A 24,307-nucleotide genomic window follows, 5' to 3' on the forward strand; every position below is an offset into this window, starting at 1 on the left:
AGTTATATTGTAATTTCGTATGTTTCCTCTTGCAGATTAAATGCATCGTGTAAAGCATTAACAGCGACCACTAAATCTTCTTCTTTTACTAATACCCAAATGGTTGTATGACTGTCAGCAGATTGTAAAATTCTAATGCCCTTTTCGGACAATGCTGAAACGATTTTAAAGGTAACACCAGGTACCCCATTCATGCCCGCTCCAACAACGGATACCTTAGCACAACCTCTCTCAATTTCAGGTCGATGGCCCATTTTCTGTAATACAGATGCAGCTTTCTCTATAGCGTCCTCTGCTACGGTATATACAACTCCAGTTGGAGAGATATTAATGAAATCAACACTAATATTTTCATTTGCCATTGCTTTAAATACCTCAGATTGAAGGTCATATTGCCCATCTTTTGCGTAAACCTTAATCTGAGCAACATTTGCAACATAAGCAATACCAGTTACTGGGCGTTCACGAATATCCGTTCCTTTGGACTGCTTATTTAAAGAAGTAACCAATGTTCCGAGATTGTCTGAATAAGTGGAGCGAATTCGAATCGGTACTTTCGCCTGCATCGCTATTTCTACTGCACGAGGATGAATTACTTTTGCCCCTTGGTAGGCCATGTTACAAACCTCTGTATACGTTACAACAGGTAATTTTCTTGCATTATCAGCAATTCTAGGATCAGCAGTCATAATTCCCTCTACATCTGTGAAAATATCAATCCACTCTGCTTTTAAGGCTACTCCCAATGCAGCTGCAGATGTATCACTTCCACCTCGTCCAATTGTTGTTACATCGCCGTTTTTTGCAGACCCCTGGAACCCTGCCACCACTACAACATCATGTGTATCTAATTCTTTTAACAATCTTTCACATTTCATGTCGATAATTTTTGCATTTGTATGCTCCGCATTTGTCCTAAATCCAGCTTGAGAGCCAGTTAGCGCAGTAGCTTTGATATCTTCTCCAAGGAGCATATTCGTAAATACCAAGCTGGAAATGACTTCTCCGCATGATAGCAGTAAATCCTGTTCTCTTTTATTTATTAATATTTTTGGTTTCTGTACAAGGGAGAGAAGTGTATCTGTCGCATACGGGTCACCATTTCTTCCCATTGCAGAAACAACTATTACTACCTTATAACCATCCTGCAATGCATTTTTAATGTGTTTTAACGCTTGTTTTCGACCTTGCTCATCGCGGACAGATGTACCCCCAAATTTCTGTACAATTAACTTCATTTTAACACCTCTGTATGTTAAATAAATTTCGTTTTTTATGATGAGGCTAATATAACATTTTTTTATGAAGTAATCCGTTCAAATTTATACTAGACCTAGATTAATTAGACTTTCAGCAATTTGTACGGAATTCCATGCTGCACCTTTTAAAAGATTATCCGAAACAACCCACATATGAAACCCTTTGTCTTCATCTAAATCTTTTCTGATTCGGCCAACAAAGACATCATTTTTTCCAACGGCATTTGCAGGCATAGGATATATTTGCTCACTAGGATTATCTTCTAAAACAATTCCGGCTGCAGAAGAAAGTACCTCTTGAATGCCAGTCGCAGTTAGTCCTTCCCTTTCGACCTCGAAATAAACTGACTCAGAGTGACCTGTTTCAATCGGAAGGCGAACACAAGTAGCAGCAACCTTCAACTCTGGCATATGCATGATTTTTTTCGTTTCATTTATCATTTTTACTTCCTCAAAAGTGAAACCATTGTCCATGAATTTATCAATTTGAGGAACAGCATTAAACGCAATTTGATAATGTTTTTTATCGCCTTTAACTGGCAAAACTTGCGGTTCAAATGGCTCACCATGTATGATAGCCTTCGTTTGTTCATGTAATTCTTGAATTGCCGCAGTACCAGAACCAGAAACAGCCTGATAGGTAGAAACAATTACTTTACTTAATCCAAATGCTTTACGGATTGGTTCCAATGCAACCACCATTTGAATCGTTGAACAGTTTGGATTTGCAATAATCCCTTTATGAAGTTTAAGATCTTGTTCATTCACTTCTGGTACGACTAGAGGGACATCTTCATCCATTCGGTACGCACTGGTATTATCAATTACAATTGCCCCACGCTTCACTGCCTCTGGAGCAAAAATTTTCGAAATACTTCCACCTGCACTAAATAATGCAATGTCAACTCCATTAAAGCTATCAGGTGTTGCTTCTTCTACTACAACATCTTCTCCCCGAAATTTTAATACGGTTCCGGCTGAACGTGCAGAAGATAAAAAAGATATTTTTTTAATAGGAAACTCTCTTTTTTCCAGTGTTTTGATCATTTGTTGTCCAACCGCACCTGTGGCACCGAGAACTGCCACATGATATCCTTTGGATATTGACATTTTAAGCATTCCCCTTCCAATCTATATACAGATATTTTATATGTGTATCTTAAAGAAAATAACGATTTTATTTTATCATATTAACGCATGATAATATATCATTTTCTCTAATTCATCTTATTAGTAAAGGGATTGTAAGGCTTAGGTAAAATCACTAGCAAACTAAACTTTTACACTAATAATCATTTCTCACGGCTGACTCGGAATAATTGTTACATTTCGTCTTTGGTTATAAATGCTAAGTTGACATGGTTTCGGAGCATCTTTTCTTACGGAGTTTTTTCATTTTAACCCAAATAAGATTGTTACTTGGAATTTCGTATACAAAGGCACCAAGTTAAAATCGGCTTTTGGATTTATACAAAGTTTAAGAAAAAGAGCCTTTCTCATAGAAAACTCGCCTATAGGCGAGCTATGATGGTTTTGATATTTTATTATTCACTTCGGAACCTTTCAATAATGACTGGCTGTAATTGTCTCCCTTTAATCGCCTCTTCTACCGTTTCTTGAAGTAAGGTCATTTTTGCAACCATTGAATTTGGTTTATTTATCGGATCATCTTGACCATAAGGGATAAAATAAATGTTTTTTGTAGCCATCAGTCTCATTAAATTGACTCCATTTAAGCCCAGTGCGTCATTGGTGGAAATCCCCAATACAACTGGATTACGATTTCTAAGTGTTGCCTTAGCTGCCATAAGCACTGGAGAGTCTGTAAGAGCATTAGCCATTTTGCTCATGGAATTTCCCGTTAAAGGTGCGATGACCATACAATCAAGAGGAAGCTTTGGGCCTAAAGGCTCCGCATCAACAATAGAATCAATTACTTTTCTGCCGGTTACTTCTTCAATTCTTTCAATCCATTCTTCTCCGCTTCCGAAACGAGTTTCTGTATTTTTCACAGTATAAGTAACAACTGGAATTACTTCTACTCCTGAATCTACCAACCTTTTTATCTCAGGAAACACAGCATCATACGTGCAATGTGATCCGGTTAATCCAAATCCAATTCTTTTTCCTTGTAAACTCATATAAATTTCTCCTTTCTTTTCATAACATCATCTTCGAGCAATTGGGCTAGGACATTTCCTAAAATTTGCCCTGCCGATTTTGGTGCAACAATTCCCGGTAAGCTAGGTGCTAATAAAGCCTTTATACCTCTTTTTTCAGCATAGCGGAAATCTGTTCCGCCAGGCTTTGATGCTAAATCGATGATTAAAGTATGCGTCGGCATCTTTTGGATCATCGCTGCATTTACAACTAAATGCGGAATGGTATTAATGCAAATATCAATATTTCTTACCTCTTTATCCAATTCATTTAAATGGAAAGGCTGTAGTCCCATTTCCGTAATTCTAGCTAAATGCTCACTTTTTCGTGCACCAACCTTTACCTTAGCACCAAGATGGTGAAATGCCCTTGCTACACTCATCCCTACCCTTCCTAATCCAAGCACTGCTACAGTGGAACCATGTATAGTAAATTCCGTATGTTGAATCGCCATCATAATAGTGCCTTCCACAGTAGGGATGGAATTATATATTGCAACATCATCTCTTTCAAATAACATAACTAAACGCCTTTTTACTTTTTTCGTGATTTCTTCTAAAAATGCGTTTTTTATCCCCGTGTAAATCGTACAATGGGATGGGGTTTTTAAAAGCATTTCTTCTGTTATTTCAACTGTTTCAGCGGAAAAAATCATTTCCACCTGACCGTTCGAATCTGTACCAGTGATAGGCAAAATTATGGCATCTATTTCTGTGAAATCTACTTCTGTAATTTTTTCTTTACTAACACCGGTGAACACATGATCTAACTGTTCGAATCCGATTAATGACAGTTTTGCATCTAACTCAGATAATTTTCGGATTACTTCTAATTGCCGAGCGTCTCCACCAATCACAGCAATCTGCAGTCCTGTCAACATCAATATCGTCACCTTCTTCAATGTTGATTGGGTTTATACCTTAAACATAGTATGTAAGAATTGGGTAAACGGTGAAAAGAAAAGCGGAAGCGCCAATTTCACTTGGAGCTAGACAAAGGCTATTTTATGATAAAAAACAAAAACCCCGCTTTATAGGAGGGCACTGAAAATCCTTCATTTTTTCAAAAGAATTAAATTGTAATATAGAAAAAGACGACATGAACATTCAAAAAGCGAATGTTGTGTCGTCTTTTTTGATTATTTTAGGGGTCTTTGCCCCATTATTTTGCATCCATTAGTTTTAGTATTCTTTTTAGATTCACAGTAAATATAGTCACGGCACCTTGTAATTCCATGCCAATTAGACCCGAGGATTCCGCAACATCGTACCCGTGTCTGTGTTTTAATTCGCTATTTTTAGCTTCTATTTTATATCGTTCTTTTGATTTTTCCTTAAAATAATCACTTTCTTGGAATTTTGCTTGTTCGGTATGATCATTTGATTTGATACTTACAGAGTAAGTCTTACTTTTCGCCCCTTCTTTATAACACCCTTCTTTGAAAGGGCATCGTTTACACTTTTCAATGTCAAAGAAGTATGTGTCCACTTGATTAGTAGCGACTCCTTTTTTTCCTCCTCGCGCTTTCCTTATAGCCATATGTCCAGCTTTACAAACATACATCCCTGCATCTTTATTGAATTCAAATTCATCTTCTTTTTTTCGAAAACCTTGTGTTACAGAAGGGTTTAACTTGGCTACTAATTTTATTTCCTTTTCTTTTGTGTATTCGATATTACCTTTTTCTGAATAGGCTGTATCACCAATAACCGTTTCAACTTTCATTCCAGCTTTGATACTTTTTTCAATCAGTGTTTCTAATTGCTTTCCATCATTCTTTTCTCCAGTCGTAACGGTTGCGGAGGTTATAATTCTTTCTTCGCACATGGCAATGTGTGTTTTATAACCAAAAAAGGATGAATCAGCGGTTTTATGACCTACTTTTGCATCTTTATCTTCGGAAATCTGTAAGTGTTCAATATCGTCGGTAACGGTTTCTTTTAAAAGGTTTAACTGCTCTTTCACCTTTGGATACTGGGTTAGGGTGTCCTCTTTTTCAATTACATCCATGAGTTTTTGACAATAGTCGATTTCATTTTCTAAGACGTCCGTTGTATTTTTAACGGGAAATTTATCTTTCATCGTTTCGTCGATGGAATAAATAGCTTTTCTTAGCTTTTTAGAGCGATCCATTAGGATTTCTCTAGGTGATTTCTGATTGTAGCGAGCTTTTGTATGGGTGGCATCCACGATAATGGATTTACTTTTGATGATTTCTTTCTCGATGGCAATTTCTACAGATTTATTAATAAGCATGTCTAATAGGTTTATATCTTTTAAACGAAGTTTTCGAAACTTCGTTAAAGAACTTGGCTCCATTACTGGCTCTTCCGGGGCCATATGAAGAAAATATTTAAAGGACATGTCGTATTTTGAACGTTCGACAACGTCAACATCAGATAAGTCATAGATGGTCTTTAATAATAAATATTTGAACATACGAATAGGGTCGATAGCGTTTCGACCATTATTATGGCAATATTTTTCCTTAAGTTCATCATAAACAAAAGAAAAATCGACCAAGTCATTTAGTCTACGTAACATATTATCCTTTGGAACAACTAAATCATAAATACCCATATAAGGACTTAGAATCATGGATTGTTGATTTTGTATCATAGTACCCACCCACTTGAAATTGATACTTATAATTATACAGCAAAAAAAGGTATAATTCCCTCAGATTATGAGGTATTATACCTTTCTCCATTAATTAGGGGGACTTTTTCAGTGCCCTCCTTTATAGCGAGGTCAATCTTTAATGTATTCAATTACTGTGGAACTTCTAAAATAATCATATCTGTTCCAATCGTACGTATTTGCTGCCATGGAACTCTTATTTCATTGACATGCTTCTTCTTCCACTTTCCGGTTGGAATAATTAGTGATTGAATTTGCCCTGTGTTTTCATTGATTTCAAGATCTGTCTGCCCTAGTATTCCAAGCCTCTGTGCTTTTCTGAAATCAACAATTTCCTTCCCGCTTAATTCACTTAGCCGCATCCTTGATCCCCCTTATTGTTTATCTATTATGGCTCTTTTCTTTACCTATGTTACTTTAATAAACGAAAACCTTAAAAACATCCTTCTTTCGATTAAGAATGAATAGCTTATTAAAGAAAAGAAGCCACGAAACTAAGTCTACATTAGAAAGTTAACTTTTTACGAAAAGCAAAAACTATACGTAAACAGCCTTTATATCAATGTATAGCTCGTATAAAGTTTTTAGAATGATTTTTTCTTAGCAAAATAAAAAAATCCCCTAATTTAGGGGACATCATCAAACATTTTTTGGTAGTTTTCCATCGGGACTTACTAAAGATATTGAGTTTTTCTTCGAAAATATTTCATTGCAAAGCGAATTTACCTTGTCCATGGTAACCTTGTCAATAACTTCAACAATTTCATCCAAGGAACGATGATAACCTAATAATAGTTCGTTTTTGCCATTCCTGCTCATACGGCTGTTAGTACTTTCTAGACTTAGCATTAAACTTCCTTTTAATTGTTCTTTACAGTTCTTCACTTCTTTATCAGTTACCCCTTCACCTTTTATGGTTTCCAAGGTTTGGCTAACAGTATCATATAATTGGTCTAATTGGTTGGCACCAGTTCCGGCATATACGGTCACCATTCCTGTATCCTTAAAAGAAGAATGATAAGAGAAAACAGAGTAAGCGAGTCCACGTTGTTCCCTTACTTCTTGAAATAAGCGTGATGACATACTGCCTCCCAAAATATTATTCAAAACAATTAAATCATAAATTTGTTTATGTCCAATTGGGAGCCCTTCATAGCCTATGCATAAATGAGCTTGTTCCGTATCTTTCTTTTTAACAATTTGGTTGGAATGAAAAGTCGGTGCATCCTCATTTAGATTTCTTTTCCCACCTGTGTAATTTCCGAATAATGTTTCAATTTGTTTGATAAAAGTTTCTTCTATATTGCCGGCAACAGAAATAACAACACGATCAGGTGTATACATATCGTGCATATATTGATGTAGTGTCTCACTGTTAAACGTTTCTAAGGTTTCTTCCGTGCCTAGTATCGGATACCCAAGCGGATGGTTTTCATAAACTGTTTTGCTTAATAAATCGTGGACGATGTCATCTGGAGTATCCTCATACATTTTTATTTCTTCATAAACCACATTTTTTTCTTTCTTTAATTCCTCTTCCACGAATGTAGAATGAAAAAACATATCAGCGAGAGTTTCTAAAGCAAATTGGGAATGATTATCCAAAACCTTAGCATAGTAACATGTATATTCCTTTGAAGTAAATGCATTAACCTGCCCGCCAATCGAATCAAATGCTTCAGCAATTTCACGGGCTGTTCTGGTTTTCGTTCCTTTAAAAAACATATGTTCTAAAAAGTGAGATATCCCATTGTTTTTTAATGTCTCATTTCTTGAACCTGTACCAATCCATATTCCGATAGCTACAGAACGAACGGTTGGAATTTCTTCTAGTACAATTCTTAGCCCATTTTGACAAGTATATTTCTTGATCACGATTCTTCCTCCTTCATTCATGCTGCAATAACCTAATCAATGAAATTCGGGACCGTTTAACTAGGATAGCATAAACATTTTACACAAATATTAATTTTATCTTTTCCTTTAATCCATTTTCCATCATTATTTTTTTCTTGCGCAAGCAGCCTGCTAGCGATTTCTCCATCTCCTGCGTCTTTCGGGTAAGGCATCACGGGAAACTGGAAGTGCTATTTTCACTTGTTGAAATTTGAAGTGCCAATTTCACTAACTCGTGATCTACTTCACTGTGTTTCCTTTGGTCTCACCTGAGACTACGAAATCCGTACACCGATGATTAAGGCGTTTGCGCTTTTCTAATGATTCTTTCCTCATCCACAAGTTTTGAAACCGTACCAATACGATATTGCTTTTTCTTTATCTGGATAATTAGCTGCTCTAATGCATTTGCTGTAGATTCTGTAGGATGCATTAATATTAACGCACCAGGATGAACCTTTGTCATTACTCGATTAATAATGGTACTGGATGATGGTTTTTGCCAGTCAATAGTATCAACACTCCACATCACTGTCCCCATTCCCAGCGAATCTGCAATATCAACTACTTCATCACGATAACTCCCACTTGGCGGGGCAAACCATTTTACATGTTTCCCCGTAGTAGCCTGGATAACCTGATTTGTTTTTATTAACTCTTCACGAATTCTAGCGGATGTTAGACTTTTCATATCTGGATGTGAATAAGAATGATTTCCTACCTCGTTCCCATCTTCCACAATCATTTTGGCCAACTCCGGATTATTTTGCGTCCATCTGCCCTCTAAGAAAAAAGTCGCATGAATATCATATTTTTTTAATGTTTCTAGCATTTTCGGCAAATATTCATTCCCCCATGCAACATTAATTAAAAAACTTACCATCGGCTTTTCCGGATTACCTTTATAAATTGGGCTTGGAGGTAGATCTTCTAAATGTACTTTCGGCCTGATTTGAGTAAAAATTAATTTATTTTTATCAAATTTTTTATCCTTTTTCATATTATCATAGGAAGCTTTTGTATCGACCTTTAAACCATTATAGCCTGGTATTGCCTTCCATATATTATCTACTTTTGCATCTTGAGGTTTTATGGAATATTCTTTTGCAGCTAATTCTATCTGATTGAATAAATCATTTTGATCAGCATATATGTAAATGGTACCATGTTTTAATTTTGTAAGATATTGATTTGATAACGGATTTTCAATAAGGACTATTGTAAGAATAGCAATCACAATGATTCCAATCAAGCTTTTCGAATTTTTCACAGTCACCTTCCTCCTTCCTCTATACTTTATGAAGAATAAGGACAAGGTAGAACTAGAATGAAAAAAGCCAGGTTCCCCTGACTTTTAAGGTGTATCCTGCATTAATAGTAAGTAAATGCCCGATTATTTTAGGCCTGCAGGCCGAAGATCACAAAGGTTTTGCAACAAGTTGTTGTCTATTCAGCCTTTAATCTTCTATAAATCAATGGTGGAAAGCTACCAAGTGATTGAAGTTTCACTTTACGCTTGTGCTTCTTTTTCCTTTTGTTCTTTTATAACAGCTTTTCGAGATAAGTTCACGCGCCCGTGATTGTCTACTTCTGTTACTTTAACAAGAATTTCGTCACCAATTTTAACAACATCTTCAACTTTTTTCACACGTTCTTCTGCTAATTCAGAGATGTGCACAAGTCCATCTTTTCCGTTAAAGATTTCTACAAATGCACCGAATTTCTCAATTCGTTTTACTTTTCCTAAGTAGACCTGACCGACGACAACCTCACGCACAATATCTTCGATGATTTTTTTCGCTTTTTTATTCATTTCTTCGTTAGCGGAAGATATAAAGATTGTTCCGTCTTGTTCAATATCAATTTTTACGCCAGTCTCTTCAATAATTTTGTTAATTTGCTTACCGCTTGGTCCAATAACATCACGAATCTTATCCGGATTAATAGTCATGGTTAAGATTTTTGGTGCGTAAACGGAAAGTTCCGTTCTTGGTTTCGAAATGGTTGACATCATATGATCAAGAATTTGCATACGTCCACGTTTTGCTTGTTGTAATGCTTCTTCTAATATTGGTCTTGAAAGTCCTTCAATTTTGATGTCCATTTGTAAAGCTGTTACACCTTTTTCCGTTCCGGCAACTTTAAAGTCCATATCCCCAAGATGATCTTCCATACCTTGGATATCGGTTAAAATGGTGTAGTGTTCACCTGATTTAACGAGACCCATCGCAATCCCCGCAACCGGTGCCTTGATTGGTACACCTGCATCCATCATGGCCAAGGTACTACCGCAAATACTTGCTTGAGAAGTAGATCCATTTGATTCAAGCACTTCAGAAACCAAACGTATTGTATAAGGGAACTCTTGTTCATTAGGAATGACTGGTTCCAGTGCACGTTCTCCTAAGGCACCATGTCCAATTTCACGGCGGCCAGGTCCACGCATTGGTCCTGTTTCACCAACACTAAATGGAGGGAAGTTATAGTGATGCATAAAACGTTTTGATTCTTCGATACCCAAACCGTCTAAAATTTGCACATCTCCTAAAGCTCCTAACGTACAAACACTTAGTGCCTGTGTTTGCCCTCGGGTAAAGAGACCAGATCCATGTGTTCGCGGTAAAATACCAACTTCCGATGACAATGGACGAATTTCGTCGATTTTTCTGCCATCCGGACGAACTTTTTCTTCTGTTATCAGACGGCGGACTTCCTCTTTTACCATTTTATCTAAAATTTTCTTTACTTGTTTTAAAATATCTTCATCGATATTTTCTTTTTCCTCAAATTCGGCTAGAACTTTATTTTTAACTGCAGTAATGGCGTCCTCCCGTGCATGTTTTTCTTGCACTTGGATTGCCGCAATCATCGATTCTTCGCACATTTCACGAACTTCTGCTTCAATTTTCGTATCTATTTCATAAAGAACAACTTCCATTTTTTCTTTGCCGACTTTAGCAACAATTTCTTCCTGGAAAGCAATTAATTTTTTTATTTCCTCATGACCGAACATAATCGCTTCTAACATAGTTTCCTCAGGAACTTCATTCGCACCGGCTTCAACCATATTAATAGCGTCCTTTGTACCAGCAACGGTTAAGTGCATATCACTTTTTTCCGTTTGTTCAACCGTAGGATTAATAATAAATTCACCATCTATACGTCCAACGATAACACCTGCAATCGGACCTTGAAATGGAATATCAGAAACGGAAAGGGCAAGGGAGGAACCGAACATCGCTGCCATTTCTGTTGGACAGTCTTGGTCAACACTCATGACAACACTGACAACTTGAACCTCATTACGAAATCCATCTGCAAACAATGGTCGAATAGGTCGGTCAATCAGCCTGCTTGCGAGTATAGCCTTTTCACTTGGTCTCCCCTCCCGTTTGATAAAGCCTCCAGGGATTTTACCTACCGCATATAGTCTTTCCTCATAATTTACTGTTAATGGAAAGAAATCAACTGTTTTAGGTTCTTTCGAGGCAGTTGCTGTACTTAATACACCTGAATCTCCATAACGGACAAGTACAGCTCCATTTGCCTGCTTAGCCAATTGGCCAATTTCAACGGAAAGCTTCCGTCCTGCCCAATCCATGGTGAAAATTTGTTTTTCTTGTTCCATGTATAATCTCCTTTCATTATTTTGATTCAGTTAAAATGAATAGAATTTTTTCAATGAAGTCCTAATATATATGTATTGTTCACCAAACTCCGAAAATCTTGTCTGGTCAAGTTTGGGAGTTCTATTATTGAAAATTTTTTGCTAACAAAAAAGCGGGATATATCCCGCTTCGCTTGTTTTTCTACTTCATTAACGACGTAAACCAAGTTTGTTAATCAATTCACGATAACGTTGAACATCTTTATTACGAAGATAAGTAAGTAGATTACGACGTTTACCTACCATTTTCATAAGACCACGACGAGAGTGGTGATCTTTCTTATGTGTACGTAAATGTTCATTCAAATTATTAATATCCTCTGTAAGGATTGCAATTTGAACCTCAGCAGAACCAGTATCGTTCTCATGAACTTTAAATTGGTTGATGATTTCGTTTTTACGCTCTTGTGAAATCGCCATCCTTTTCACCTCCTAAAAATAATAAATAAATCGCCAATCCCCTAGCATGCGTCGGTGACTCGACATGCCAAGCAATGGTTCAATACTATTTAAGAATACTACTTTTGTTAAAAAAAAACAAGTCAAATATTATATGAACCCAAATTATCTCTATTACTGGTTTAATTGTGCAAAGTATTCAATAGCAGTTTGTTTATCATTGGCGATTTGTACCTTCAGCGCTTCTATTCCATCAAATTTCTTTTCGTCGCGGATTCTGATATGCCACTCAACAATTACTTCCTCACCATATATAGATTGGTCAAAACCAATAATATGAACCTCAATAGACCTTTTATATTCATCAGGATTATTAAAAGTTGGCTTTACACCAACATTACAAACACCGCTAAACCATTGGTTACCAACAAACAGTTTGACGGCATATACACCATTTTGCGGGACAATATATTCACCATTAAGTTTAATATTAGCGGTTGGAAAGCCGATTTGTCTGCCTCTTTTTTCCCCATGAACCACAATTCCTGCTGTCCGATAGTAACGTCCTAATAAATCATAAGCTCCAGTTACGTCTCCTTCATTTAACCTTTTACGAGTGAGCGTAGAGCTGACCTTTTCAGCGCCATCTTGATGTACGAGCTTGTCAATGGTTGTACAGCCAAATTGATTATTGGAATGAATTTGCATAGTTTCCATATTGCCTTTGCCAAATTTCCCATATGTAAAATCAAAGCCGGCTACTACATGCTGTACATTTAATCCAACAATATATTGCTTGACAAATTCTTGTGGATCTAAACTGGCAAAGCTAGAAGTAAAGCGGACAATAAATAAATAATCAATTTCAAGTTCTTCAATTAACCGAATTTTTTCCTCAAGCGGTGTAATATGCTCGACATGTTTATGTTTTGTACTTAGAACAACAGATGGATGCGGATCAAATGTCATTACAGCACTTTTCCAATGACGCTCATCTGCAATTTTCTTTGCAGTCTTTATTACCTTTTGATGGCCAAGATGAATGCCGTCAAAATATCCTAGCGCCATTACTAAAGGAGGAAAATCCGTTCTAGCAAATGAATGTGGATGATGTACCGTTAATACTTTCATTTTATCTCTCACCTATTTCTATTCCGTATATCTTAACTTAACACTTTAACCGGTTTAACTAAACCGTCTTTATCTTTATGTGCTGTATAAATAGCTATTGCTTGATTGCGATGAAAGATGGCTGCTTCCGAATAGCTTTCAGACCAGTCCAATGTTTCCATGGATAATACAGCACCATTTTTCACTTTCTCTGCTAATGTATCACTAATTTCAATTTTCGGCAAACCATAAAGCCCTCTTTCTAAAGGAAGAATAATATTTTTTAATGTATCTGCCTGGATAAACTCTTCCAAATCTGAAAAGGTAACACAATCCTGCTTCGTAAATGATCCTGAAGATATTCTGGTTAAGAACGACATATGTGAAGGATATCCAAGCTTTTCCCCAATCATCACAGCTAAAGTTCTAATATAGGTTCCTTTACTGCAACGAACACGGAAACGAAAAGAAACTGTATCTCCGTTTAAGAGATCCCGATCGTCCAATAATTCTATATTATATATCTTGACGGTTCTAGTTGGTCTTTCCACTTCTATTCCTTTTCTTGCATATTCATAAAGTCTTTTTCCATTTACTTTGACAGCCGAATACATTGGTGGGGTTTGCCTAATCTCACCTGTTAGGGAGTTTAACACTTCCATAATTTCCGTTCTTGAAATAGGGTTTTCGATTATTTTTTCTTCCACCTTTTCTCCTGAGGAATCCTCCGTCGTCGTGGAATAACCGATCGTAACCTCACCCTCATACTCTTTTCCCGCATTTGTTATATATTCAGCAACTTTAGTTGCTCTGCCTAAACAAATTGGCAATACTCCTGTTACATCCGGGTCTAATGTCCCTGTATGACCAACCTTTTTCATTTTCAGCATTTTCCGTACTTTAAACACACAATCATGTGATGTCATCCCTTGCGGCTTCCATAAAGGAAGAATACCGTCCATAAATTAACTCCTTTACTTAAAACGTCTATTTTTGATTTTATAAAAATTTCCTATCAAAAAAGATAGACACTTAGATGTCTATCTTTTCTGAAACTATTCATCTCGATGAATTTCTTTTAACAATGTTTCAATTTTATTTCCATAATCAATGGATTCATCGATTTCGAAAAACAGTTCAGGGGTTTTTCTTAAACGGATTCTGTGACCAACTTCGGAACGAATAAATCCTTTTGCCTTTTCCAATCCGTTCAGTGTATCTTCCCTTTTCCGCTCATCACCTAGAACCGTTATAAAAACTTTCGCCTGTTGAAGGTCCCCAGTAACCTCAACCCCTGTTACTGTAACAAAGCCAATACGTGGGTCTTTTAATTTTCGACCTATTATGTCACTTAGCTCTTTTTTCATTTGTTCTCCGACACGATTTGCACGCAGGCTCATCCTAAACACCTCACCATTCACAACCACTCATAATCGGTTTTAAGCCTTTCCCATTCAGGAAAAGAATCTAAAAACCTAAGTGAATTTTCCAATTCTCTTTCTGCTGCATGTCTTGAAGAAGCAACCGTCACAATGGCAATTTTTGTTCGCTGCCATACATCTTGGTAATCAATTTCCGAAACGGAAACATTATATTTTTGCTTTAAACGAGTTAAAACCCTTTGCAAGACTGCCCTTTTTTCTTTTAACGAATTTGCATCGTAAATTCGGAATTCACATTCCAAACTTCCGATCATTTTCTTTCTACTTCTTCCATTACATATGCTTCAATGATGTCTCCATCTTTCACATCATTATAATTCTTAACGGTAATACCGCACTCATATCCTTGACTGACTTCTTTTACATCGTCTTTAAAACGTTTTAAGGTGTCAATTTCTCCTTCGAAAATAACCACACCATCACGTATTACCCTTACTCCACTGTCACGAGTAATTTTTCCATCTATAACATAAGATCCTGCAATAGTACCAATTTTAGATACTTTAAAGGTTTGACGAACCTCTGCTTGACCAATAATTTTCTCTTCAAATTCAGGGTCAAGCATTCCTTTCATCGCAGCCTCAATTTCTTCTATAACTTTATAAATAATTCTGTGTAAACGCACATCAACTTTCTCTGCTTCAGCTGCACGTTTCGCATTAACATCCGGGCGTACGTTAAAGCCAATTACAATCGCGTTAGATGCAGCGGCTAAAGTAATATCTGATTCATTAATGCCACCAACTGCAGTATGAATAATTTTTACATTAACACCTTCAACGCTGATTTTTTGCAATGATGCAGCAAGTGCCTCTGCAGAACCTTGAACATCCGCTTTAATAATAATATTAAGGTCCTTCATTTCGCCTTGTTTCATTTGCTCAAATAATGTATCTAAACTGATTCTAGCAGTGTCATTTCTTTGTGCTAAAACAGCTTGTTGAGAACGCGCTTCTCCAACTTGGCGAGCTGTTTTCTCATCAGCAAAGACTACGAAACGGTCTCCAGCTTGTGGTACATCATTTAAACCAGTAATTTCAACAGGAGTAGAAGGCTTAGCTTCTTTCACCCTGCGTCCTAGATCATTCACCATCGCGCGAACACGGCCGAATGTATTACCGACAACGATTGGATCTCCTACTTTTAAGGTACCATTTTGAACAAGTAATGTTGCCACTGATCCGCGGCCTTTATCAAGTTGTGCCTCGATAACGGTACCAAGAGCATTTCTGTTAGGATTAGCTTTGTATTCTTCTACCTCTGAAACAAGGAGAATCATTTCAAGCAGGTTATCGATTCCTTCACCAGTGATAGCTGAAATAGGTACAAAAATAGTATCCCCACCCCAAGCTTCCGGAATAAGACCATGTTCTGTTAATTCCTGCATTACACGATCCGGGTTGGCAGATGGTTTATCCATTTTATTAACTGCAACAATAATTGGTACATTTGCTGCTTTTGCGTGGTTAATAGCTTCAATTGTTTGCGGCATAACACCATCATCCGCAGCGACAACTAAAATGGTAATATCCGTAATTTGTGCTCCACGTGCCCGCATTGTAGTAAAGGCTGCATGTCCTGGAGTATCAAGAAAAGTGATTTTTTTGCCATTTACATTTACTTGGTACGCACCAATATGCTGTGTGATACCCCCAGCTTCCCCTGCTGTTACTTTTGTATTGCGAATAGAGTCCAATGTTGTCGTTTTACCGTGATCAACATGCCCCATTATCGTTACAACAGATGGTCTTTCAACTAAATCTTCGGGAGCATCCTCCGTAAAATACACTTCAAGGTCTGTCACATCTACCTTGATTTCCTCTTCCACTTCAACACCATAGTCCGAAGCGATTAATTCAATTGCATCTTTATCAAGCTCTTGGTTTATGGTAGCTACTACCCCTAACATAAACAGCTTTTTAATAATTTCCGATGGCTCACGATGCAATTTCTTCCCTAGTTCAGCAACCGTTAAAGATTCACTAAAAACTATTTTCTTTGGCAGCTCTTTTTTCTTTTGAGGTGCTGGCGGTTGTGGCGTATACTTTTGTTTCTGTTTATTTTTATGGTTATTCTTTTTATTTTTGTTAAATACTTTCGTTTCTTTTAAAGAATCTTCTTTATTAATTTTTTTACCTTCGACACTTTGCGGTTTTTGTTTTGTATGTGGTTTTTGTACTTTTTCTGTCACGATATCCTCTTCATCTTCCATATTGTTTATTCTAGTAGCAGTATTAGATTTTGTATGTTCTTTCTTTTGTTGATCATGATTCTGTTGCTGATTATGATTCTTATGTTTTGCGCTGTTATTTTTGCTATTGGATTCTTTCTTATTGTTTTTATAGATGGAATCCAATTTCTCAATAGCATTCCCATCTATCGTTGACATATGATTGGTAACTTCAATATTCATCCCTTTTAGCTTTTCGATAACATCCTTACTTGAAATATTATTGCTTTTTGCGTATTCATAAACTCTTGTTTTACCCATATGTTCACCCCCATCAAGTTCTTTCGAGCAGTGTTGTAAGTTTCTTTGCAAAGCCGGTATCGCTTACTGCTACAACTACTCTAGCTTCCTTACCAATTGCGGAACCAAGCTCCTCCCTATTGTCAACCATTACAACAGGAACATTATAGTACAGACACTTGTCTTGTATTCGCTTTGATGTATTCTGTGAGGCATCTTTGGAAAGTAATACAAGTTTTGCACGACCTGACTTTATATCTTTTAGAACAAGTTCTTCTCCAGATATCACTTTACGAGCTCGATTAGCTAATCCCAGCAGAGACATTGCTTTTGAATGATTCATTTACTTTAAGTTCTCTCTCTCCACTAGCTTCAACAGCTCATCATATATTTCATCGCTAACACTTGCTTCGAGCTGGCTAGCTAAAATATTTTTTTTCTTTGCTAAAAGAATAGCCTCTTTATCCTTTGAAAGATATGCACCTCTGCCAGACTTTTTGCCGGAAGGATCAATCGATACTTCGCCTTCTTTAGAACGAACGATCCGTACCATTTCTTTTTTCGGCTTCATTTCACCGGTTGCAATACATTTTCTCAATGGAACTTTTCTTCGAGTAGCCACTTTTGATCACCTCTTATTCGAAATCATCTTCGGTTACGTCGAATGTATCATAGCTGTCATCTTCATCATCAAATAAATTACTATTCATTCGAGGATAGATGCCTAATTCTCTAGCATCCGTTTCACTTTTAATATCTATTTTCCATCCAGTCAGCTTAGCTGCTAAACGAGCATTTTGCCCTCTTTTACCTATTGCCAGAGATAGTTGATAATCAGGTACAACAACTGTTGTTGCCTTTTCATTTTCATCCACGATAACGTCTAACACCTTTGATGGACTTAATGCATTTGCAACGAAAGTGACAGGGTTTTCTGACCACTCAACGATATCAATCTTTTCACCTTTTAACTCATTTACAATTGCTTGAACTCTTGTACCTTTTGGCCCAACGCAAGCACCTACCGGATCTACCTCGGCTTGATCGGTATGGACAGATATTTTGGATCTGTCGCCGGCCTCTCGTGCAACAGATCTTATTTCTACCGTTCCATCGTAAATTTCAGGTACTTCGATTTCAAATAAACGTTTCAATAGGCCTGGGTGTGTACGAGAAACAAAGATTTGCGGCCCTTTTGTTGTTTTCTCAACTTTCGTAATATATACCTTAATACGGTCGTGAGGCTTATACGACTCATTTGGCATTTGTTCACTTTGCGGCAGAAGAGCCTCAATTTTCCCTAAGTTTACATAAATAAATCGTGGATCTTGACGTTGGACAATCCCTGTCATAATGTCATCTTCGCGATCAATAAATTCAGAATAAATAATGCCTCTTTCCGCTTCACGAACACGTTGTGTAACTACTTGTTTTGCAGTTTGAGCTGCGATTCGGCCAAAATCCTTTGGTGTTACTTCTAATTCGACAACATCGCCAATTTCATAAGAGGGGTTAATCTTTCGGGCATCCTCAATGGAAATTTCAAGTCGTGAATCAAACACTTCCTCCACTACATCTTTACGGGCAAATACTTTCATTGTTCCATTGCCTAAATTTAAATCGATGCGCACATTTTGTGCTTGATTAAAATTCCTTTTATAAGCAGAAATTAATGCTGCCTCAATTGCTTCAATAATAACGTCGCGAGAAATTCCTTTCTCTTTTTCCAATATTAGTAGAGCATCTAATAACTCTGTGCTCATGGAAACGTCATCCCCCTTAATAATAAGTAAACATGTCACAGCTACCATTCACTGTGCAGTTATTTTCCAAATCTTTTTTGTAAATAAAGCCGTTTTCATACAAATTGTTGCTTTTCGCTCTTGTGTGAAAGACTAAAACTATAGTATTAATAACACTTAGTTGCATACTGTAAGAGCTATTAATAAGGTTATTGTTTCAAAACATCAAACTTTAAGAAAAGAGCCTTAATTAAAAAATAATCGCAAGACGAGCATTAGCCACTTTTTCGTAAGGAATGCTGATTTCCTTTGTTCTGGTTTTTATTTTCACCTCAACGGTCAACGTTTCCCCGTCAAAAGCTAAAAGCTTGCCTTCAAAAGTCTTTTCGCCATCAATGGCTTCATAGGTTTTAATATGTACATTTTTACCTATGGAATCAACAATGTCTTTTTCTTTCTTTAGTGGTCGCTCCGCACCCGGTGAAGAAACCTCCAGAAAATAATTTTGCGGAATTGGGTCAATTTCATCCAATTTTTCACTTAAACGTTCACTGACCATACCGCATTCTTCAATATCTATCCCGCCTTCTTTATCAATATAAACGCGAAGGAACCAGTTTTTCCCTTCTTTTACATATTCAATGTCGACGAGATATAGCTGCATTTCCTCTAAGATTGGTGTAACGAGTCCTTCAATAACGTCCGTTACTTTACTCATAAATACCTCCTACACATGTCCACCTTTATTAGACGAGGGAGATTACTCCCACTTCATGAAATAATGAACTCCCCGAAGCCATTTGTGTTTAAGTTTAACTTATTAAAAGTGAAAAACAAGAAAGAGCGGGTAAGACCCACTCTTAATTACGAGAGCTATCAGTAGTATTTCCAATAAAAATATACCATAACCTGCAAAATAAAGCAAATACCCAGAGATTTTTATAATAACTATTATTCACTTAGGCTGCTTTCAAAATAGATTGTATGATTTTCATAAATTCTAAGTAGGCTTCATTTCGGGCATCTATTCTTAAAGTGGTAATTCATTCTTATCCGCAAAAAAGATGTTTATAAGAGTTGCCTCTACAAAAGTAAAATAATTTTAGAAAAGAGCCTTAATTAAAACAAGGAAAGCTGATTTTGCTCCGGTAGATCTTCTAAGCAACCGTGTTTATCCAGATATTCGATTATTGTTTTGGATACTTTTCCACGTTGCTGGAGATCTTCTTTAGATAAAAATTCTCCTTCCTCGCGGGCCTTAACAATATTTAAAGCAGCATTCGTTCCCAGACCAGGTATGGAATTAAATGGAGGAATGAGAGAATCCCCATCAATTACAAAATCCTTTGCACTCGAACGATATAGATCTACTTTTTGAAAGTGGAAACCTCTTTCCACCATTTCCAGTGCTATTTCAAGCACTGTCAGTAAGCTTTTTTCTTTCGTAGATGCATCCAAGCCTTTTTCGTTTATTTCTTCTATTCTTGACCTGATCGCATTACTTCCCCGTACCATAGATTCCAAATCAAAATCTTCAGCTCTTACAGTAAAATAAGCAGCGTAATATAAAAGTGGAAGATGTACTTTGAAATATGCAATCCTAACGGCCATTAATACATATGCCGCAGCATGTGCTTTCGGGAACATGTACTTAATTTTTTTGCAGGAATCAATATACCACTCGGGTACATTTTGCTTTCTCATTTCCTCTTCCATTTCAGGCTGAAGACCTTTTCCCTTACGAACGGATTCCATAATTTTGAACGCTAATGAAGGTTCAATCCCTTGATAAATTAAATAAACCATGATGTCATCACGACAGCCAATAACTTCTGGAAGTGTACATGTACCATTTTGAATGAGCTCCTGTGCGTTTCCGAGCCAAACATCGGTACCATGAGATAATCCCGAAATTTGGACAAGCTCCGAAAAGGTCTTTGGTTTTGTATCCTCTAACATCTGCCTAACGAATCGTGTACCAAATTCAGGTATTCCAAGCGTTCCAGTATTACACATAATTTGTTCTGGAGTAACACCTAATGATTCCGTACTGCTGAAGATTTTCATTACTTCTGGATCATCTGTTGGAATAGTTTTCGGATCCATTCCACTTAAATCCTGCAGCATTCTTATAACTGTCGGATCGTCGTGCCCAAGTATGTCCATTTTCAAGACATTATCGTGAATCGAATGGAAATCAAAATGGGTTGTTTTCCATTCAGAACTATTGTCATCTGCTGGAAATTGGATTGGTGTAAAGTCATACACATCCATATAGTCAGGGATAATGATGATACCCCCAGGATGCTGGCCGGTTGTTCTCTTTACCCCTGTACAACCTTGTACTAATCGATCCACTTCGGCTCCGCGTAAATGAAGATTATTATCCTGCGCATAACCTTTGACATATCCATATGCGGTTTTTTCCGCTACAGTACCGATCGTTCCTGCACGATAGACATATTCTTCACCGAATAGCACCTTTGTATAGGCATGTGCTCTTGGCTGATATTCACCAGAAAAGTTTAAATCGATATCCGGTACCTTATCCCCTTTAAAGCCAAGGAATGTTTCAAACGGAATATCATGTCCATCTTTTTTGTATTTAGCACCGCAATTAGGACAGTTTTTATCCGGGAGATCAAAGCCGGAACCTACAGAACCATCATTAAAGAATTCTGAATGCTTACATTCTGTACATACATAATGTGGTGGCAGTGGATTTACTTCTGTAATTTCCGTCATCGTCGCAACAAAGGACGATCCTACCGAACCACGAGAACCAACCAGATAACCATCATCTAGTGATTTCTTTACTAACTTATGAGAAATTAAATAAATAACGGCAAAACCATGGCCAATAATACTCTTTAATTCTTTCTCTAATCGAGCTTCTACAATCTCTGGCAACGGATCTCCATAAATAGATTTAGCACGGGCATAACTCATATTCTTAATTTCATCTTCCGCACCCTCTATTTTAGGTGTATATAAATCATCCTTAATCGGTTTAATTGGTTCTATTAAATCAGCAATTTTATTCGTGTTAGTGATAACTATTTCCTTCGCTTTTTCAGCACCTAAAAAGGAGAAATTATTTAACATTTCATCTGTTGTTCGAAAATGAACATCAGGAAGTTTATGACGATTTAACGGATTGGCACCCGCTTGTGAATTAATTAGGATTTTGCGATATATTTTATCATTCGGATGTAAATAATGAACATTTCCTGTTGCCACTACAGGCAAGTTCAATTTTTCTCCTAATTTAACAATATTCGATATGATTTCTTCCAATGACTTTTCGTCACGAATAAGTTCCAATTCAATTAAATGTGCATAAACATCTTTAGGATGAACTTCTAAATAATCATAGAATTTTGCAATTTCCTCTACCTCTTCAGGACCTTTTTGCATCATCCCTTCAAATACTTCACCCTTATCACATCCGGAACCTACCAATATTCCATCTCTGTACATTTGGAGTTTGGAACGCGGTATACGCGGAACACGGTAATAATAATCAATATTCGAAAGGGAGACTAATTTAAATAAATTCTTTAGTCCTGCCTCTGTTTGGGCTAATAACGTACAGTGGAAAGGTCTTGCACGCTTAAATGCTCCGCCTTCCCCCATAAATTGATTAAATTGATCATGGTATTCAATCCCTCGTGCGGCAGCGTCCTTCAGCATTTTTATTAAAATATACCCAGTAGCTTCTGTATCATAAATTGCACGATGATGCTGCGTTAATTCTACATCGAATTTTTTGGCTAATGTATTTAAACGATGATTTTTAAATTCAGGAAAAAGCCATCTTGCTAGTTCTAATGTATCGATTACTGGATTAGCTGCTTTTGGATATCCCATTTTTGAAAATCCAACATTTAAAAACCCCATGTCAAATGACGCATTATGGGCTACAAGTACAGCATCCCCTGTCCAGTCTTTAAATTTTTGGAGTACCTCGTCCACCTCTGGCGCATCCTTAATCATATCATCTGTAATGCCAGTGAGATCAATAATAGTTGCCGATAATGGGCGATGTGCTTTAGCAAACGATTCAAAGCGATCGATTATTTCGCCGTTTTTAATTTTTACCGCGGCAAGCTCGATAATAGTATCATATACAGCCGAAAGACCGGTTGTCTCCACGTCAAAAACAACAAATGTATCTTCAGCCAATAATCGATGTGCATCATTATAAGCAATTGGAACCCCATCATCCACCAGGTTCGCTTCCACACCGTACAATATTTTTATATCATGCTTTTTCCCGGCACTATATGCTTCTGGAAAAGATTGTACAACCGCATGATCAGTTAGAGCGATAGCTTTATGTCCCCATTTTTTCGCTTGGGCAACTAAATCGCTCATGGACGATACAGCATCCATTTGACTCATCGGTGTATGCAAGTGAAGTTCAACGCGTTTTTCATTTTCCGGTGCATTGTCTTTCCGTTCTACCGGTTTAATTTCATTTAAATCATTCGCAATCATTACTAAGTCTCTGACGAATGTATCATTTTGGATGCTACCTCGTGCACGAAGCCACATACCTTTTTTTACGCGGCCAAGAATCTCTGCATCTTCTTTATCACGAGAGAACATTTTTACTAATATGGAGCTTGTGTAATCAGTAATTTTAAAGGTTAATAGTGTTCGGCCGCTGCGAAGTTCTTTTGTTTCAGCGAAGAAAACATATCCTTCGACAAAAATTCGTCGTTCCTCATCCACAATCTCTTCTATTTTTCTGTAGGAATCATCATCTTTAATGTTCATTCCTATAAAGAGCGGACCGTTATCTACTTCACCATCCGGCTTATCTGCAGCTTTCTTTTGTATTTCCATTACTGCTAACTTAGCCCTTTCTTCGTCTTCTTTTTTCTTCTCCTCTACAAATTTTTCATATTCCTCATTCGATTGATTTTGAGAAATAATAGTATCCAAAACAAGTGGAGGGAAACCTACCGATTGGTATGAATTTGCAATGATTTCTCCATATTTTTGTTTTAACGTCCGTGATTCAGTATCATTTCTTGCCTCAATAGTAAGTTTATTTCCTTTGACCTGCGGATATTGTTCATGTAATAAAGAAAGAAGCATTGGTGAAATGCCTTCAATATCCTTAATACAATATTTCCAGTAATCGGATATCAACTGATCCTCATAAGACATGTCATGAGCTCGAATAGAAAATTGGACATTCGCTATATGCTGGAATGTTTTTTGCAATTGCAGGGAAAAGCGGTTAAAAATAGGAAACGGCAGGATCTTTTCCACATTAAAATAAAAATGCCAGCGTTTTGACGCACGTTCCACCACTAGCTTTTCAATTTCTGCATTTGTAAAATGTTGAAAAAATGTATCTTCCGTTAACTCAAGCTGCTGTAATAATAGTCTAAATCGTTCTTTTTTTTCGGCGGGATTGTTTGACATATTCCCCTCTCCCATCCTTTAAAATTTCTTCTATACCTTTACCATCATAAAAAAACCGTGGCAGAATTTCAATGCAAAAACAT

Annotated in this window: 20 protein-coding genes; all 20 read right to left on the reverse strand. The window is 36.9% G+C overall.

The genetic code is table 11. From position 1 onward, the window contains the following. Positions 1-2: 2 nt before the first annotated feature. On the reverse strand, positions 3-1,238 hold the full coding sequence (gene dapG, locus NSQ59_RS16375) for an aspartate kinase (protein ID WP_055740360.1): 1,236 nt from the start codon (positions 1,236-1,238) through the stop codon (positions 3-5). A gap of 84 nt (positions 1,239-1,322) precedes the next feature. Next, entirely contained in the window at positions 1,323-2,369 is a 1,047-nt protein-coding gene (asd, locus tag NSQ59_RS16380) for an aspartate-semialdehyde dehydrogenase (protein WP_055740361.1), read from the reverse strand. A gap of 434 nt (positions 2,370-2,803) precedes the next feature. Then, complete coding sequence (gene dpaB / locus NSQ59_RS16385; RefSeq protein ID WP_055740362.1) at positions 2,804-3,400, reverse strand: dipicolinate synthase subunit B; 597 nt, start codon at positions 3,398-3,400, stop codon at positions 2,804-2,806. After that, positions 3,397-4,299: a dipicolinic acid synthetase subunit A gene (dpaA, locus tag NSQ59_RS16390; RefSeq protein WP_340833173.1), complete on the reverse strand. Its 903-nt coding sequence runs from the start codon at positions 4,297-4,299 to the stop codon at positions 3,397-3,399. Before dpaA ends, dpaB begins: the two co-directional genes overlap by 4 nt. Positions 4,300-4,580: 281 nt before the next feature. Then, the gene (locus tag NSQ59_RS16395) at positions 4,581-6,038 is read right to left on the reverse strand and encodes an IS1182 family transposase (protein ID WP_340830316.1); all 1,458 of its coding nucleotides are present in this window, start codon (positions 6,036-6,038) and stop codon (positions 4,581-4,583) included. A 152-nt stretch (positions 6,039-6,190) separates the two neighbouring features. Then, on the reverse strand, positions 6,191-6,421 hold the full coding sequence (locus NSQ59_RS16400; protein ID WP_055740364.1) for a YlmC/YmxH family sporulation protein: 231 nt from the start codon (positions 6,419-6,421) through the stop codon (positions 6,191-6,193). 277 nt (positions 6,422-6,698) lie between these two features. After that, positions 6,699-7,934: a M16 family metallopeptidase gene (locus tag NSQ59_RS16405; RefSeq protein WP_340832317.1), complete on the reverse strand. Its 1,236-nt coding sequence runs from the start codon at positions 7,932-7,934 to the stop codon at positions 6,699-6,701. Between the two features lie 319 nt (positions 7,935-8,253). Further along, complete coding sequence (locus NSQ59_RS16410) at positions 8,254-9,225, reverse strand: polysaccharide deacetylase family protein (RefSeq protein ID WP_126646871.1); 972 nt, start codon at positions 9,223-9,225, stop codon at positions 8,254-8,256. A 240-nt stretch (positions 9,226-9,465) separates the two neighbouring features. After that, the gene (gene pnp / locus NSQ59_RS16415; protein ID WP_055740367.1) at positions 9,466-11,583 is read right to left on the reverse strand and encodes a polyribonucleotide nucleotidyltransferase; all 2,118 of its coding nucleotides are present in this window, start codon (positions 11,581-11,583) and stop codon (positions 9,466-9,468) included. A 189-nt stretch (positions 11,584-11,772) separates the two neighbouring features. Next, positions 11,773-12,042, reverse strand: coding sequence for a 30S ribosomal protein S15 (gene rpsO / locus NSQ59_RS16420; protein WP_055740368.1), 270 nt, complete (start codon positions 12,040-12,042; stop codon positions 11,773-11,775). Positions 12,043-12,195: 153 nt separating this feature from the next. After that, a complete protein-coding gene (gene ribF / locus NSQ59_RS16425) occupies positions 12,196-13,152 on the reverse strand; it encodes a bifunctional riboflavin kinase/FAD synthetase (RefSeq protein WP_055740369.1) in 957 nt (318 codons plus the stop codon). Positions 13,153-13,184: 32 nt separating this feature from the next. Then, entirely contained in the window at positions 13,185-14,093 is a 909-nt protein-coding gene (gene truB, locus NSQ59_RS16430) for a tRNA pseudouridine(55) synthase TruB (protein ID WP_126646872.1), read from the reverse strand. A 93-nt stretch (positions 14,094-14,186) separates the two neighbouring features. Next, positions 14,187-14,531, reverse strand: coding sequence for a 30S ribosome-binding factor RbfA (gene rbfA / locus NSQ59_RS16435; protein ID WP_055740371.1), 345 nt, complete (start codon positions 14,529-14,531; stop codon positions 14,187-14,189). Positions 14,532-14,548: 17 nt separating this feature from the next. After that, positions 14,549-14,827 carry a DUF503 domain-containing protein gene (locus NSQ59_RS16440; RefSeq protein ID WP_055740372.1) on the reverse strand — a complete coding sequence of 93 codons (279 nt, stop codon included), beginning with the start codon at positions 14,825-14,827 and terminating at the stop codon, positions 14,549-14,551. Next, positions 14,824-17,064 carry a translation initiation factor IF-2 gene (gene infB / locus NSQ59_RS16445; protein ID WP_126646873.1) on the reverse strand — a complete coding sequence of 747 codons (2,241 nt, stop codon included), beginning with the start codon at positions 17,062-17,064 and terminating at the stop codon, positions 14,824-14,826. Before infB ends, NSQ59_RS16440 begins: the two co-directional genes overlap by 4 nt. Before the next feature lie 13 nt (positions 17,065-17,077). Next, positions 17,078-17,386 (reverse strand): YlxQ family RNA-binding protein, encoded by a 309-nt coding sequence (locus tag NSQ59_RS16450; RefSeq protein WP_055740374.1) that lies wholly within the window; start codon positions 17,384-17,386, stop codon positions 17,078-17,080. Beyond that, the gene (gene rnpM / locus NSQ59_RS16455) at positions 17,387-17,665 is read right to left on the reverse strand and encodes an RNase P modulator RnpM (protein ID WP_126646874.1); all 279 of its coding nucleotides are present in this window, start codon (positions 17,663-17,665) and stop codon (positions 17,387-17,389) included. A 13-nt stretch (positions 17,666-17,678) separates the two neighbouring features. Next, positions 17,679-18,806 carry a transcription termination factor NusA gene (nusA, locus tag NSQ59_RS16460; RefSeq protein ID WP_055740375.1) on the reverse strand — a complete coding sequence of 376 codons (1,128 nt, stop codon included), beginning with the start codon at positions 18,804-18,806 and terminating at the stop codon, positions 17,679-17,681. Between the two features lie 229 nt (positions 18,807-19,035). After that, on the reverse strand, positions 19,036-19,503 hold the full coding sequence (gene rimP, locus NSQ59_RS16465; protein WP_055740376.1) for a ribosome maturation factor RimP: 468 nt from the start codon (positions 19,501-19,503) through the stop codon (positions 19,036-19,038). 401 nt (positions 19,504-19,904) lie between these two features. Further along, the gene (locus tag NSQ59_RS16470; protein WP_055740377.1) at positions 19,905-24,224 is read right to left on the reverse strand and encodes a PolC-type DNA polymerase III; all 4,320 of its coding nucleotides are present in this window, start codon (positions 24,222-24,224) and stop codon (positions 19,905-19,907) included. Positions 24,225-24,307 lie beyond the last annotated feature (83 nt).

The sequence above is a fragment of the Margalitia sp. FSL K6-0131 genome (assembly GCF_038008735.1).
Classification (GTDB): domain Bacteria; phylum Bacillota; class Bacilli; order Bacillales; family Bacillaceae_C; genus Margalitia; species Margalitia shackletonii.